This window comes from Roseococcus sp. SDR, assembly GCF_019083995.1.
Classification (GTDB): domain Bacteria; phylum Pseudomonadota; class Alphaproteobacteria; order Acetobacterales; family Acetobacteraceae; genus Roseococcus.
Genome location: NZ_JAHRCU010000005.1, coordinates 36,192 through 49,712, shown reverse-complemented (window position 1 = coordinate 49,712; position 13,521 = coordinate 36,192). Strand labels below are relative to the sequence as shown.

Here is a 13,521-nt window from a genome sequence, read left to right as displayed (position 1 = left end):
GCAAGGCCCCCCGGAGCAGGTCAGCGCCGCATGCGGACGCCGCGCAGCTCCAGGTCTTCCGAGACGCGCATCTGGAAGTCGGCCACGGTCTCACGCACGCCGAACATCTGCGGCTCCTGGTGCAGCGGGATCATCGGCACCAGCTCGCGGAAGCGGGCCCAGTAGGCACGGGCCAGTTCCTGTCGGCGGGTCTGGTTGGACTCGACGCTGATCTCGCCCAGCAGGCGCGCCATCTCGGCATCCTGGAAGCCGCCCCAGTTGAAGCTGCCCTCGCCCAGCAGCTCACGCCCCGGGTTGGTGATGTCGAAATTGCCCGGCGTCCAGCCCAGCAGCCAGAACTGGAACTCACGGTTGGCGCCGCGCTGCAGGAAGCGGCCGAAGGGCATGGCGTCCAGGCGAGCCTGGATGCCGGCGCGCTGCAGCATGGCGACGACGGATTGGCAGATCGCCTCGTCATTCACGTAGCGGTTGTTGGGGCAGCCCAGGGCCACGCGGAAATTGGTCGCACCCGCTTCGGCCAGCAGCCGGCGCGAGGCCTCGAGGTCGAAGGGGAAGCGCTGATTGGCCTCGGCGTCGAAGCCGCCGACCGGCGGCGCGATGGGCAGGCCCGCCGCGGTGGTGGAGTTGCGCAGCACGACGCGGCGGATCGTCTCCATGTCGATCGCCTGGTACATGGCGCGGCGCACGCGGACATCGCGCATGTGGTTCGGCGTGCCGGGAGCCTCCAGGCTCTCGGGGCGCGTCACATCCATGGCGAGGTAGATGGTGCGCGCCGTCGGGCCCTGGATCAGGCGGATGCCGGGCGCGTTCTGCACGCGCGGGATGTCCTGCAGCGGCACGTGGTACATGAGGTCCAGCTCGCGGCTCAGCAGGGCCGCCACGCGCGTCGGCGCACTCGCCACGGGGCGGAAGACGGCGCGGGTGATGCCGTGGTCCAGCCGCTCGCGGTAATCGGGGTTGGGGACGAGGACGGTGCGCTCATCGGCCAGGCGCTCGACCAGGCGGAAGGGGCCGGTGCCGTTGGCGTTGAGCTGGACGAAGCTGTTGGTGGCCCCCGCCTGGCCGGCGCGGGCCACGGCGAAGGCGTTGTTCTGCTCGATCCAGGCGCGGTTCATGATGAAGAACAGCGTGAGGTCCTGCAGCAGGATGGGGTTGGGGCCGCGCGTGTCGAACTCCACCGTGTGATCGTCAATGGCGCGCGCGCCGGTGATCGAGGCGACGGTATAGGCCATGTCGTTCTGGCGGACGCGCTCCAGGCTGTAGAGCACATCGGCCGCGGTGAAGGGCTGGCCGCCATGGAAGCGCACGCCGCGCACGAGGTGGAAGCGCCAGGTGGTGGGGCTCGGCGTCTCCCAGCGCTCGGCGAGTGCCGGGCGCAGCGAGCCATCGGCCTCGCGGCGGACCAGGGGCTCATACATGTTGCTCTTCATGGCGTTGGTGACGCCATGGTTGTTGGCATGCGGGTCGAGGCCCAGGATGTCGTTCGCGGTGGCCCAGGTGAAGGTCGTGGCACCCGCCGGCGAGAGGCTGGCGAGGGCGAGGGCGCCGCCGAGGAGCGCGGCGCGCCAAGAGAATTTGCGCATTTGGGTTTCTCCCAGGAAATGACGGTGGAGCAACATGCTGGTCAGGCCGGGGCCTGTCCAGTTGGATCAGTCGGCCCGGATGTTCGCGGCGCGGATCACCTCGCCGAAGACGCGGGATTCATTGGCCAGCAGGCGCTGCACCTCGGCGGGCGTGGTCGGCGCCGGGATGATCCCCTGCCCCGTCATGCGCTCCACCATGGCGGGCTGGCGCAGCACCTGGCCGGCGACGGCGGACAGGCGCTCGATGAGGGCGGGCGGCGTGGCGGAGGGGGCGAGCAGGCCGAACCAATTGTCGAAGGCGAAATCGGGCAGGCCGCTTTCGGCCGCGGTCGGCACATTGGGCAGCAGCGGGCTGCGCGCCTCGGCGAAGACGGTCAGCGCCTTGAGGCGGCCGGCGCGGACATGTTCCGCGATGGTGGGCACGGGGTCGATCAGCAGCGGGATGCGGCCGGCCAGCACTTCGGGGATGGCGGCGGCGCTGCCACGGAAATGCACGCCCTGCATCTGGATGTTGGTGCGGCGCTGCAGCAATTCGCCGATCACATGCAGCAGGCTGCCATTGCCGGCGGTGGCGTAGTTCAGCGCGCCCGGCTGGCGGCGGGCCTCGGCAATCACGCCTTGCAGGTCATTGGCCGGGAAGCTCGGATGCGCCACCAGGGCGACATCGGTGCGGGAGACGCGGGTGATGCCGGTCAGGTCGCGCAGCGGGTCGATCGGCAGGTTGCCATAGGTGTGCGGGTTGATGGTGACCTGGCCGCAATAGGCCATGAGCAGGGTGTAGCCATCGGGGGCCGCGCGGGCCGCCTGCTCGGTGGCGAGGTTGCCGGCCGCACCCGGGCGATTCTCGACCACCACGGGCTGGCCCACCGCCTCGCTCATGCCCTGGGCCAGGGCGCGGGCGGTCACGTCGGTCAGGCCACCCGCGGCGAAGCCGACCAGCATGCGGACGGGGCGGTCGGGGAAGTTCCCCTGCGCCAAGGCGGGCGTGGCGAGCAGCGGCGTGGCGAGCAGGGTGGCGCGGCGGGTCAGCATCGAAGCTCTCCAAATCATGAACGAGCCGTCATGCATCCGATACGGGGCCGGATGCAAGGGCGTTCCCGCTTCACAGGGGGGCCCGAAGCGTCTTGAGTGACCCCACGGAGGGCCCCTGATGATCCTGTTCGAAAATGCGCGCCTGTGGGACGGCTTCGCCGAGGCTTCCATGCCCGGCATGTCGGTGCTGGTGGAGGGCGAGGTGATCCGGGAGGTCTCCGACCGGCCGATCGGCGTGACTGCCAGGCGGGTGGATCTCAAGGGGCGGACGCTGATGCCGGGGCTGATTGATGCCCATGTGCATGTGGTGGCCTCGCTCGCGAACATCGCGGCCAATGCGATGCTGCCGGATGCCGTCGTGGCCTACCGCGCCGGCAAGCTGATGCATGAGATGCTGATGCGCGGCTTCACCACGGTGCGGGATTTGGGCGGCGCCACGCTCGGGCTGCGCATGGCCTGGGAGGAAGGCCTCTTCACCGGCTCGCGGCTGTCGATGTGCGGCAAGGCGCTCTCCCAGACCGGTGGGCATTGCGACTTCCGGGGGCGGGCCGATACGCGGGATTTCGGCTTCTTCGCGAACCGCCTCGGCTCGCTCGGGCGGCTGGTGGATGGCGTGGATGAGGTGCGCCGCGCAGCCCGCGAGGAGATCAAGGGCGGCGCCGACTATATCAAGCTCATGGCCAATGGCGGCGTGGCCTCCCCTTCCGATCCCATCGCCTTCTTCGGCTTCTCCGAGAGCGAGCTGCGCGCGGCCGTGGAAGAGGCCGAGATGGCGCAGACCTATGTGGCGGCGCATCTCTACACCGATGCCGCCATCGCGCGGGCCGTGCGCTGCGGCGTGCGGAGCCTGGAGCACTGCAACCTGATCACCGAGGCCACGGCGCGCGAGGCGGCGGCGGCGGGCGCGATCGCCTGCCCGACGCTGGTCACCTACCAGGCGCTGAAGGAGGAAGGGGCGTCGCTTGGCCTCGGGCCCGAAAGCGTGGCGAAGATCGATGATGTGCGCCTCGCGGGGCTGGAATCGCTGGAGCGGATGCAGCGCGCGGGGCTGATGATGGCCTTCGGGACCGATCTTCTGGGGCCGATGCATCGCCGGCAATCGGAGGAATTCCTGATCCGGCGCGAGGTGCTGCCGGCGGCCGAGATCCTGCGCAGCGCCACCAGCCATGCGGCGAAGCTGCTGTGCCAGGAGGGAAGGCTCGGCGTGGTCGCACCCGGCGCGCTGGCCGATCTGATCGTCGTGGAAGGCGACCCGCTGGCGGATCTGGCGCTGCTGACGGAACAGGGCGCGCATCTGCCGGCGATCATGCAGGGCGGGCGCTTCGTGAAGAACACGCTGGCATGAGGCTGCTCTTCATCAATGGGCCGAACGCCAATCTCTATGGGCTGGATCCGTCCGGCACCTATGGGCGCGAGAATTTCGGCGACATCGCGGCGCGCTGCCAGCGCAAGGCGGCGAGCCTGGATGTGGAGCTGGATTTCCGGCAGAGCCAGGATGAGGGCGAGATCATCACCTGGATCCAGCAGGCGCGGGGCGAGGCGGCGGGGCTGATCATCAACGCGGCCGGGCTGTCCTACACCTCGATCGCGGTGATGGATGCGCTGCTGACCTTCGACGGGCCGGTGATCGAGGTGCACATGTCCAACATCCACCGGCGTGAGCCCTTCCGGAACAAGACCTATACGTCCAAGGCGGCGGTGGGGAGCATCTGCGGGCTGGGGCCGCTGGGCTATGAGCTCGCGATCCAGGCGATGGTGGATTTATGCCGCAAGTGATTCCGGTGGCCTTCTATTCCGAGCATGACGACCCGGTGGCCTGGGAGCGGGCGCTGCGGGCGCATCTGCCGGAGCTGGAGCTGCGGGTCGGCGGGCCGCCGGAGGGGGTGGTGGCGGCCCTGGCCTGGAAGCCGCCGCCTGGGTTCTTCGCGGGGTTCCGCGATCTTCGCCTGGTCGTGAATCTGGGCGCCGGCGTGGATGCGCTGGTGGCGCGGGATGATTTGCCGCCGCTGCCGATCTCGCGCCTGAACGATCCCGGCATGGTCAAGCTGATGTGCAGCTACGTGACCTATGCGGTGACGCGCTATGCGCGCGATTTCCACCTGTTCGAGCGCGCGCAGCGGGCGGGGGAATGGCGCTACATCCATCCGCGCGCGCTGCACACGCATCGCGTCTCGGTGCTGGGGCTGGGGGAGCTGGGCGGGGCCGCCGCCGCCGCGCTGGCCGCGATGGGCTATGCGGTGACGGGCTGGGCGCGTTCACCGAAGCAGATTGCCGGCGTGCGCTGCCTGCATGGGGAGGATGGCTTCGCGACGGCGCTGGCGGAGGCCGATACGCTGGTCATGCTGCTGCCGCTGACGCCCGCCACGCGCGGCCTGATCGGCACGGCGGAGCTGGCGCGCATGCCGCGCGGGGCGAACCTGATCAATGTCGCGCGGGGCGCGCTGCTGGATGAGGAGGCGCTGCTGGCGGCCCTCCGCTCAGGGCATATCGCGGAGGCGACGCTGGATGTGTTCCAGCAAAGCCCCCTCCCCGCCGGCCACCCTTTCTGGGCGATGGAGAATGTGCGGATCACGCCGCATCTGGCTTCCATCACCATCCCCGAAGCCGCGGCGGCCGATGTGGCGGAGAGCATCCGCCGCGTGCTGCGCGGCGAGGCGCCGCTGCATCAGGTGGATCCGGGGCGGGGATACTGAACGTCGAAGACGCCGCCCTTCCGGAAGGCGGCCTCGATGTAGCGCGCCAGCGCGCGCACGGCCGGGCGGCTGGCGGGGCCTGGGGCGGCGGCGAGCACCAGCCGCACGGCGGGCAGGCCGGCGTCCAAGGGCAGGGACGTGATCCGCGTGCCGTCAATCGCGTAGGGGCTCTCGGGCTGGACGTTCTGGATGGTCCAGCCCAATCCGTTGCCCACCAGGCCGCGCAGCAGCTCCTGGCTGCGGGAGCGGAAGGCGATGCGGGGCGTGAGACCCGCCGCGCGGAAGATGCCGGCGAAGTAGTCGCGCGAATGCGGCAGGTCGAGCAGGAGGAAGGGCTCCTCCACCAGCTCGGCCAGGCGCACGCGGGCGCCGCGCGCGAGAGGGTGCCGCGCGGGCAGCACGGCCACGGGGGCGAGCTGGGCGATGGGCGTCACGGTCAGCCCGGCGGGCATGTCGAAGTCGTAGGTGAGCGCGATCTCGGTGCGGCCGGCCTCCAACCCCGCCAGCATCTCACCATGGTCGCCCTCCTCCACGCGGACCGAGAGGCCGGGGATGTTGCGGCCCAGGCCGGCGAGCAGCGCCGGCAGGTAGCGCGGCGCGAGGGTGAGGAAGCAGCCCATGGAGACCTCGCCCACGGCTTCGGCGCCGAGCGAGGCGGCGGCATGGACGAAATCCTCGGCGTGGCGCAGCAGCAGGCGGGCCTCGGCCACCACGCGGCTGCCGGCGGGGGTGAGCGTCACGCCCCGGGCGTGGTGGCGCAGCAGCAAAGCGACGCCGAGCTCGGCCTCCAGCGCCGCCACCGCCTCCGAGATCGAGGGCTGGGAGACGTGCATCCGCCGCGCCGCGCCGGTGACCGAGCCGGCATCGGCCACCGCGACCAGGTAGCGCAGGGAGCGCAGCGAGAGGCTGGCGATCTGCATCGGCTTTTCCTATGCCAAAGCTCGGAACAAGATATTTCCCCGATGCTTCCCCTTCCCGCAAGGTGCGGCCCGCATCCAGGGGAGCTTTGGCATGATCCGGACCGGCAACCAGTATCGCGAGGGGCTGCGCGACGGCCGCGAGGTCTGGATCGATGGCGAGCGCGTGAAGGACGTCACCACCCATCCGGCGCTGAAGCCCATCGTGGATGTGAAGGCGCGCATGTACGACATGGCGCATGAGGAGCAGCACCAGGACACGCTGACCTACGTCGAGAACAATGAGCGGCACAGCGTCTTCCAGCAGCCGCCGACGACGCAGGAGGACTGGCATCGCAAATGGGCCAGCGTGGACCTGCTGATGAAGGATATCGGCGGCGTCGCCACGCGCCTCGGCGATGAGACGGTGGGCGAGATGTGGTCACTCCAGGATGGCCGCGACGTGCTGGCGCAGATTGACCCGCGCTTCGCCGACAATATCGACCGCCATATCCGCCGCGTGGTGGAGAAGGACATCTTCCACGTCTCGGCGAACACCGATCCGAAGGGCGACCGCTCCCTGCCCGTGGATCAGCGCGACCCGGATATGATGATCCGCGTGGTGCGGGAGACGGATGCCGGCATCATCATCCGCGGCGCCAAGTTCGAGACGGCCTCGGCCTATGCGGACCAGGCCTATCTGAAGCCCACCGTCGGCGCCTGGACCGATGAGAAGGAGAGCATCCACGCCGTCGGCTGCATCGTGAAGATGGGCGCGCCCGGCGTGAAGCATATCTGCCGCGCGCCCTTCGCCACCAAGGGCAATCCGGCGGATATCCCCCTCGCCTCCCGCTTTGACGAGGTCGAGGCGCTGTGTGTGTTCGATGATGTGCTGATCCCGTGGGAGGATGTGTTCTTCTACCGGCACACGGCCGCCGCGCAGCAGGTGCGCGCCACGCTGCACCGCTACAGCGCCTTCCCCTATGTGCTGCGCGTGCTCTACGTGGCCGACATGATGATCGGCGCGGCCATGTGGAATGCGAAGCAGACCGGCCTCGAGAAGCTGCAATCGGTGCAGGAGAAGCTGGCCGACCTCGTCTGCTATCGCGAGGGCATCCGCGCGCATCTCGTGGCCGCCATCGCGACGGCCGAGCGCTCACCGGCCGGCCTGCTCATGCCCAACCAGTCCATTCTCTATGCCGGGCGCGTGCTGGCCTGCTCGCAGCTGCCGGTGATGATGCATGCGGCGCGCGAGCTGATCGGCGGGCAGATCTGCGTGACCCCCGATGCGGTGCAGTTCGAGGGCGGCGCGGGCAATTGGCTGCAGAAATTCTACACGCTGAACCAGAACTGGGGGGCGGAGGATCGGCGCAAGCTGCTGGCCTTCGCGCGGGACCTGCTGAACAGCGATTATGCAGGCCATCGCCTCGCTTTCGTGCAATTCGCGCAGGCGCCGCACTTCAACCACCTGGCCGCGGTCTACAAGAGCTTCGATTTCTCCGGCCCGCTCGACTTCGTGCGCAACAGCGCGAAGCTCTCGGACCGCGTGATGGGCGGGAAGACGCACTGATGCCGACGCATACCCGCATCCGCCCCTTCAACACGAAGGACGCCTATCCCGAGCAATCGCTCGACAATGACGTCTGCATGGCGGTGCGCGCCGGCAACACCGTCTATCTGCGCGGCCAGACGGCGATGGACCTGGACGGCCAGATCGTGGGCATCGGCGACCCCGCGGCCCAGGCCGAGAACGCGATGCGCTGCGCCGAGATCCTGCTCAAGGAAGCGGGATCGGACCTCAGCCATGTCTGCAAGATCGTGATCTACATCACCGATCGCGCCTATCGCGAGCCGGTGTACCGCGTGATCGGCAAGTGGCTGAAGGGCGTCTATCCCGTCAGCACCGGCATCATCGTGAACGGGTTGGCCAAGCCCGAATACATGATGGAGATCGACATCATCGCGGAGATTCCCGCCTCCCCGTGACGGGGTGGCGTTGAGACCTGGTCAGGCCGCCCGTCGGCGGCATGGCACTTGCTTAACCCACCTCACAATCGGAGAAGGAGACGGTTCATGGTTCATGTTACCCGCCGCCAAGGTGCGCTTCTGGGCGCAGGCCTCCTCGCGGCGCCGGCCATTGCCAATGCGCAGGCCAACCGCATTTCCGTCTCCGTCTGGGGCGGCTCCTGGCGCGACATGGTGCAGAACATCATCGCGCGGAAATTCACCGCCGATACCGGCGCCACGGTCGAGTTCCAGACGGGCGGCACGATCGACCGCCTGAACCGCGCGCGCCTCGCCCGTGGCAATCCCGAGAGCGATCTCAACTTCACCACCTCGCATATCGGCTGGCTGTATCAGAACGACAATCTGTTCGAGACGCTGGACATGTCGAAGATTCCGAATGCGCGGAATCTGGTGGATCAGGCGAAGATCAGCCCGGGCCATATCGGCACCTGGGCCTATGTCTACACCATCGGCTACCGGCCGGACCTGGTGCCCGGAATGACCTTCGGCTCCTGGGCGGATCTCTGGTCGCCCGCCATGGCGAACAAGCTGGCGGCGCCCGATTTCGACCCCTCCCACATCATCGTCGTCTCGGCGATCCTCGAGGGCGGCGATGCGGCGACCTGGGAGCGCGGCCAGGCGCGCCTGCGTGCGCTGCGCCCCAATTTCCGCGCCTTCTACACGAATGACGCGAACAGCCAGCAGCTGATCGCGAGCGGCGAGACGCCGGTGCAGGTCATCCTCTCGATGAACGCGCACCACATGGCGTCCCAGGGCGTGAATGTGCGCCTCGCCATCCCGCGCGAGGGCGCGGTGCTGGGCGTGGACTGCGTCTCCATCATGCGCGGCTCGCGCCGGCAGGAGCTGGCCTATCAGTTCATCAACACCTGCCTTGATCCGCAGATCCAGGCGGCGATCGCGGCGGACAAGAAGGGCAGCCCGACGGTGACCAATGCGGTGCTGGACCCGGCGGTGGCCGCACTCCCCGGCGTCTTCACCACGCCCGAGCAGTGGCGCACCCAGGCGCTGATCATTGATCACCGCCTGCGCGCCGAAAAGACGAATGAATGGCGCCGCTGGTTCCAGGAAAACATCATCGCGCGCTGACACCAGCTTGCGTCGTCCTTTCCTCGGCTGGTTCATCTCTCCCGCCGCGCTGGTCGCGGCGGGGTTCCTGCTCGCCATGGCGGCGGTGCTGCAATACGCCTTCCTGGCCTTCATCCCCGGAGAGCTTCAGCCGGGCGGATTCACCTTCCAGAACTTCCGGGAGATGATGAAGCCGCTCTATGCGGGCGTCTTCTACGACACGGTGAAGCTCTGCTTCCTGACGGCGGTCCTCGCCCTGCTGGCGGGCTATCCGCTGGCGCTCGCCCTGGTGCGGGCGCGCAACCCCTATGTGAAATCGGCGATCCTGATCATCTCGGTGACGCCGCTCTTCCTGGGCGAAGTGATCCGCACCTATGCCTGGATCATCGTGCTGGGCAATCGCGGCTTCGTGAACGGGACGCTGATGGCGCTCGGTGTCATTGATGCGCCGATCCCGCTGTTGTTCACGCGGCTCGGCGTCGTCGTGGCGCTCGTGCATGTGACGCTGCCGGTGGTGGTCATCATGCTGGCCGCCGCCATCGCGCATATCGACCGCGACCTGGAGCGGGCGGCGGCGGCGCTGGGCGCGAAGCCGATGCGGGTCTTCGTCACCGTCACCCTGCCGCTTTCCATGCCCGGGATCATCGCGGGGCTGACCACGGGCTTCGCCTGGACCTTTTCCGCTTTCGCCACGCCGCAGCTCATCGGCGGGGGGCGCGTGAACATGGTCTCCAACCTCGTCTACTCGCTGGGCTTCTCCTCCTTCAACTTCCCCTTCGCGGCCGCGCTCTCGGTCGCGGGGCTGGTGCTGACGGCCGTCGCACTCGCGGGCTTCCGGCTGCTGCTCAGGCCGCTGCACAAGGTGGGGCTCTCGTGATCCTGGCCTTCCGCCTGCTGGTGCTGCTGCTGCTGGCCTTCGTGATCATGCCGGCCGCCGTCGCCATCGTCGCAGCCTTCGAGCCGCGGCCCATCATCGCCTTCCCGCCCCAGGGCTTCTCCTGGCGCTGGTTCGAACGCGCGCTGAACTACGAGGATTTCCGCATCGGCTTCGCGCATAGCGTCTTCGTCGCCGCCATCGCCTCCACCATCTCGATCGTGATCGGCTCCATGGCCGCCTATGCGATGGATCGCTACAGCTTCCGCGGCAAGGCCACGCTGGAGGCGCTGTTGCTGGCGCCGCTGGCCATCCCGCATTTCACCATCGGCCTCGGCGCGCTGATCCTGGCCGCGCAGATCGGTCAGTCGCGCGGCTGGCCCGTGGTGATCCTGGCGCATGTGGTGCTGGTGCTGCCCTTCGTGCTGCGCAGCCTCTATGTCTCACTGAAGAACATCGATCCGCGGCTGGAGCAGGCCGCCCTCTCGCTCGGCGCGAAGCCGGGGCGCGTGATCTGGACGGTGACGCTGCCGGCCCTGGCACCCGGCCTCGCGGGTGGGTGGCTCTTCGCCGCCATCCTCTCCTTCAACGAATTCACCGCCTCACTGTTTGTCACGTCACAACGCACACAGACGCTGCCGGTCGCGATGTACAACTACGTGCGCGAATATGCCGACCCTTCGATGGCGGCGATCTCGGCGCTCTACATCCTGCTGACGACCATCCTGCTCGTCATCGCCAATCGCTTCCTTGGCCTTGGCCGCATCCTGGGGACTGAAGATGGCCGCCACTGATGCCCTGCGCCTCGAAGGCGTCACCAAGCGCTTCGGCGCCGTCACCGCGCTGCATGAGGCCTGGCTGAAGGTCCAGGATGGCGAGTTCATCACGCTGCTCGGCCCCTCCGGCTGCGGCAAGACGACGCTGCTCAACCTCATCGCGGGCTTCCTGGAGGCGGATGCCGGCGAGATCTTCATCGGCGGGAAACTCGTCACCACGCTCCCGGTCTGGGAGCGCGACCTCGGCATGGTGTTCCAGTCCTATGCGCTGTTTCCGCACATGGATGTGGCGCGCAATGTGGGCTACGGGCTGCGCGCGCGCGGCGTGCCGAAATCGGAGGAAGCATCCCGCGTGGCCGAGGCGCTGGGCCTGGTGCGGCTTTCCGCCATGGCGGACCGGCGGCCGAAGCAGCTCTCCGGCGGGCAGCAGCAGCGCGTGGCGCTGGCCCGCGCGCTCGTCATCCGCCCGCGCCTGTTGCTGCTGGACGAGCCCTTCTCGGCGCTCGACCGCAATCTGCGCACCGAGATGCAGCTGGAGCTGAAGGAGATCCAGCGACGGCTCGGGGTCACCACCATCTTCGTGACCCATGACCAGGGCGAGGCCATGTCCATGTCGGACCGCGTGGCCGTGATGTCCGAGGGGCGCATCCTGCAGCTCGACACGCCCGAGGTGATCTATGGCCGCCCGGCGCATCCCTTCGTCGCGGGCTTCATCGGCGATGCGACGGTGCTGCCGGGGCGGCTGATCGCGCGCGATGGAGCCGAGGCGCGGGTGGAGGCGGCGGGCCTCGCCTTCATCGTGCCGGCGGAGACGCTGGGCGGTGCGGCGCCGGGGGCCGCCGTCTCGGTCTATCTGCGGCCCGAGGATCTGCACCCGATCGTGGCGGGGGAGGGCCTGGAGGGCATCGTCGTCAGCCGCGCCTATCTGGGCGACCGCGCGGAGCTGGTGGTGGAATGCGGCGCGGCCGGGCGCCTCATGCTGCGCCTGCCGGGCCAGGCGGCGATGGCGCGCTGGCCGGTGGGGGCCGCCTTGCGTGTTGGATTTGACGGCGCGCGGCCGGTGGCCTTTCCGGCCTGACAGGCGGCTGAAAAACTCCGCTGTGGGACCGAGGGGCCAGCCCCTCGGACACCCCGGCAAGAACCTCAGCTTCTTGCATCTCCGATAAGTATTTGATTTAATTTAACAATTGAAGATCCAACAAACTGGTGAAAACCAAGCAGGTTTTCACCTTGGCGGGAGAGTACGAGAGGGCGGAGCCCTTTCGTCTTTTGGCCTTCTTCAGCAGTCGGCTAAAGATCGAGCTGCGTCGCCACGACCGAGAACAGGAAGCCCGCCAACCGCGCATCGGCGCCGGGTGCGGCGCAGAGCAGCGCACCCACCGGCAGCCCGCCATCCTGCCCCGCGCGCAATGTCGCGATCGGACCGCCCAAGGCCGTCATCGGGATGACGAAGGAAGGGTCGCCCGTCGTGCCATCGGCGGGTGCCACATCGGGGGCCGCGGGCAGCAGCAGCAGGTCGGTCTGGCCGAAGCCGGCCCAGAAGGCGGCGCGAGCCTGGGCCAGTTCGCGAAGCGCGGCGTGGTAGGCGGCGTCGGTGATGGCGAGGCCGGCATCGATGTCGGCGGCGAGGCGCGGCGAGACCTGGTGGCGCGGCAGCGTCGCATAGGTGCGCCCGGCCTCCGCCAGCAGCACCCGCCGATGCGTGGCGAGGATGCCCTCGAGCGGCACGGGCGATGCGGCGGTGGCGAGCGGCAGCCCCGCCCCTTCCAGAAGCTGCGCCAACTCCGCCACGCGGGCCGCCGTGCCCGGCCGGGCGAGGCGCGTGATCATCGCATCCTCCAGCACCACGATGCGGGGCGGGATGAAGGGTGGGTTGCGCAGGCCCAGGTGATCCGCCGCATAGCCGGCGGCGAGGAAGGCCGCGTCCTGCGCCGTCTGGCCGAAGGCGCCCAGCGTGTCGAAGGAGGGCGCGAGCGGGACGATGCCCACGCCGCCGATGGAGAGGGTGGAGGGCTTGAAGGCCCCCGTCCCGGTATAGGCCGCCGGGCGGTTCACCGAGCCCGCGGTCTGCGTGCCGAGTGCCAGCGGCACCGCGCCCGAAGCGACGGCGGCCCCCGAGCCGGCCGAGGAGCCGCCCGGCGTGCGCGTGAGGTCCCAAGGGTTTCGCGTCGGCGGCGCGGGGGAGAAATAGGCGTATTCGGTGGTGTGCACCTTGCCGAGGATCACCGCACCCGCCGCACGCAGATGGGCGATGGCCGTGGCATCGGCGGTGGCGGGCGCGATCTCGGCGCGCGACGGGCTGAAGGCGCGCGTCGGCAGGCCGCGCACATCGATCACATCCTTCACCGCGATGGGGATGCCGTGCAGCGGGCCGCGCTTCACCGCTTCCTTGTCGAGCGCGCGGGCCTGGATCAGCGCCTCGCCGGCCAGCACGTCGAGCCAGGCCTGGACGGCGCCATCCACCTCCGCGATGCGATCGAGGCAGCGGCGCACCAGCGCCTCGGAGGTCAGGGCGCCGCTGGCGATGGCGGCGGAGAGGTCGCGGATGCGGCCGGGATCACGGACATGGCTCAT

The 13,521-nt window shown here is 69.0% G+C and carries 13 protein-coding genes; 9 read left to right on the top strand and 4 right to left on the bottom strand.

What is annotated here, in order from left to right:
• Nucleotides 1-20: 20 nt before the first annotated feature.
• Complete coding sequence (locus KTR66_RS07205) at nt 21-1,583, bottom strand: ABC transporter substrate-binding protein (RefSeq protein WP_213611895.1); 1,563 nt, start codon at nt 1,581-1,583, stop codon at nt 21-23.
• 66 nt (nt 1,584-1,649) lie between these two features.
• The gene (locus KTR66_RS07200; RefSeq protein WP_213611888.1) at nt 1,650-2,615 is read right to left on the bottom strand and encodes a tripartite tricarboxylate transporter substrate binding protein; all 966 of its coding nucleotides are present in this window, start codon (nt 2,613-2,615) and stop codon (nt 1,650-1,652) included.
• A gap of 118 nt (nt 2,616-2,733) precedes the next feature.
• Between KTR66_RS07200 and KTR66_RS07195 the strand changes: the two genes are divergently transcribed.
• From KTR66_RS07195 to KTR66_RS07185, 3 genes are read left to right on the top strand one after another with little or no spacing between them, the layout of a single operon-like run.
• Nucleotides 2,734-3,960, top strand: a complete 1,227-nt coding sequence (locus KTR66_RS07195) for an amidohydrolase family protein (protein ID WP_213611886.1) — start codon at nt 2,734-2,736, stop codon at nt 3,958-3,960.
• Nucleotides 3,957-4,391 (top strand): type II 3-dehydroquinate dehydratase, encoded by a 435-nt coding sequence (locus KTR66_RS07190; RefSeq protein ID WP_213611884.1) that lies wholly within the window; start codon nt 3,957-3,959, stop codon nt 4,389-4,391. The genes KTR66_RS07195 and KTR66_RS07190 overlap by 4 nt, the downstream gene beginning before the upstream one ends.
• Complete coding sequence (locus KTR66_RS07185; RefSeq protein ID WP_213611882.1) at nt 4,379-5,308, top strand: glyoxylate/hydroxypyruvate reductase A; 930 nt, start codon at nt 4,379-4,381, stop codon at nt 5,306-5,308. The genes KTR66_RS07190 and KTR66_RS07185 overlap by 13 nt, the downstream gene beginning before the upstream one ends.
• Here the strand turns inward: KTR66_RS07185 and KTR66_RS07180 are convergent.
• Complete coding sequence (locus tag KTR66_RS07180; RefSeq protein WP_213611880.1) at nt 5,281-6,228, bottom strand: LysR family transcriptional regulator; 948 nt, start codon at nt 6,226-6,228, stop codon at nt 5,281-5,283. The genes KTR66_RS07185 and KTR66_RS07180 overlap by 28 nt on opposite strands.
• Nucleotides 6,229-6,319: 91 nt before the next feature.
• Here KTR66_RS07180 and KTR66_RS07175 point away from each other — a divergent pair, with 91 nt between their 5' ends.
• From KTR66_RS07175 to KTR66_RS07150, 6 genes are all read left to right on the top strand, one after another.
• Entirely contained in the window at nt 6,320-7,774 is a 1,455-nt protein-coding gene (locus tag KTR66_RS07175) for a 4-hydroxyphenylacetate 3-hydroxylase family protein (RefSeq protein WP_213611878.1), read from the top strand.
• Nucleotides 7,774-8,190 (top strand): RidA family protein, encoded by a 417-nt coding sequence (locus tag KTR66_RS07170; RefSeq protein ID WP_213611877.1) that lies wholly within the window; start codon nt 7,774-7,776, stop codon nt 8,188-8,190. The genes KTR66_RS07175 and KTR66_RS07170 overlap by 1 nt, the downstream gene beginning before the upstream one ends.
• 87 nt (nt 8,191-8,277) lie before the next feature.
• A complete protein-coding gene (locus tag KTR66_RS07165) occupies nt 8,278-9,318 on the top strand; it encodes an ABC transporter substrate-binding protein (RefSeq protein WP_213611876.1) in 1,041 nt (346 codons plus the stop codon).
• A gap of 7 nt (nt 9,319-9,325) precedes the next feature.
• Nucleotides 9,326-10,174 (top strand): ABC transporter permease, encoded by an 849-nt coding sequence (locus tag KTR66_RS07160; RefSeq protein WP_213611875.1) that lies wholly within the window; start codon nt 9,326-9,328, stop codon nt 10,172-10,174.
• Complete coding sequence (locus tag KTR66_RS07155; protein ID WP_213611874.1) at nt 10,171-10,965, top strand: ABC transporter permease; 795 nt, start codon at nt 10,171-10,173, stop codon at nt 10,963-10,965. The genes KTR66_RS07160 and KTR66_RS07155 overlap by 4 nt, the downstream gene beginning before the upstream one ends.
• Complete coding sequence (locus tag KTR66_RS07150) at nt 10,952-12,025, top strand: ABC transporter ATP-binding protein (RefSeq protein ID WP_213611873.1); 1,074 nt, start codon at nt 10,952-10,954, stop codon at nt 12,023-12,025. Before KTR66_RS07155 ends, KTR66_RS07150 begins: the two co-directional genes overlap by 14 nt.
• Before the next feature lie 212 nt (nt 12,026-12,237).
• On the opposite strand, the gene KTR66_RS07145 is transcribed toward KTR66_RS07150, so the two are convergent.
• Nucleotides 12,238-13,521, bottom strand: coding sequence for an amidase (locus KTR66_RS07145; protein ID WP_213611872.1), 1,284 nt, complete (start codon nt 13,519-13,521; stop codon nt 12,238-12,240).

Bases quoted from the DNA above. Each gene is read 5' to 3' on its own strand.
- KTR66_RS07195 (WP_213611886.1), top strand. From the start codon at position 2,734: ATGATCCTGTTCGAAAATGCGCGCCTGTGGGACGGCTTCGCCGAGGCT.
- KTR66_RS07175 (WP_213611878.1), top strand. From the start codon at position 6,320: ATGATCCGGACCGGCAACCAGTATCGCGAGGGGCTGCGCGACGGCCGC.
- KTR66_RS07145 (WP_213611872.1), bottom strand. From the start codon at position 13,521: ATGAGCCATGTCCGTGATCCCGGCCGCATCCGCGACCTCTCCGCCGCC.
- KTR66_RS07150 (WP_213611873.1), top strand. From the start codon at position 10,952: ATGGCCGCCACTGATGCCCTGCGCCTCGAAGGCGTCACCAAGCGCTTC.
- KTR66_RS07180 (WP_213611880.1), bottom strand. From the start codon at position 6,228: ATGCAGATCGCCAGCCTCTCGCTGCGCTCCCTGCGCTACCTGGTCGCG.
- KTR66_RS07185 (WP_213611882.1), top strand. From the start codon at position 4,379: ATGCCGCAAGTGATTCCGGTGGCCTTCTATTCCGAGCATGACGACCCG.
- KTR66_RS07205 (WP_213611895.1), bottom strand. From the start codon at position 1,583: ATGCGCAAATTCTCTTGGCGCGCCGCGCTCCTCGGCGGCGCCCTCGCC.
- KTR66_RS07165 (WP_213611876.1), top strand. From the start codon at position 8,278: ATGGTTCATGTTACCCGCCGCCAAGGTGCGCTTCTGGGCGCAGGCCTC.
- KTR66_RS07200 (WP_213611888.1), bottom strand. From the start codon at position 2,615: ATGCTGACCCGCCGCGCCACCCTGCTCGCCACGCCGCTGCTCGCCACG.
- KTR66_RS07190 (WP_213611884.1), top strand. From the start codon at position 3,957: ATGAGGCTGCTCTTCATCAATGGGCCGAACGCCAATCTCTATGGGCTG.
- KTR66_RS07170 (WP_213611877.1), top strand. From the start codon at position 7,774: ATGCCGACGCATACCCGCATCCGCCCCTTCAACACGAAGGACGCCTAT.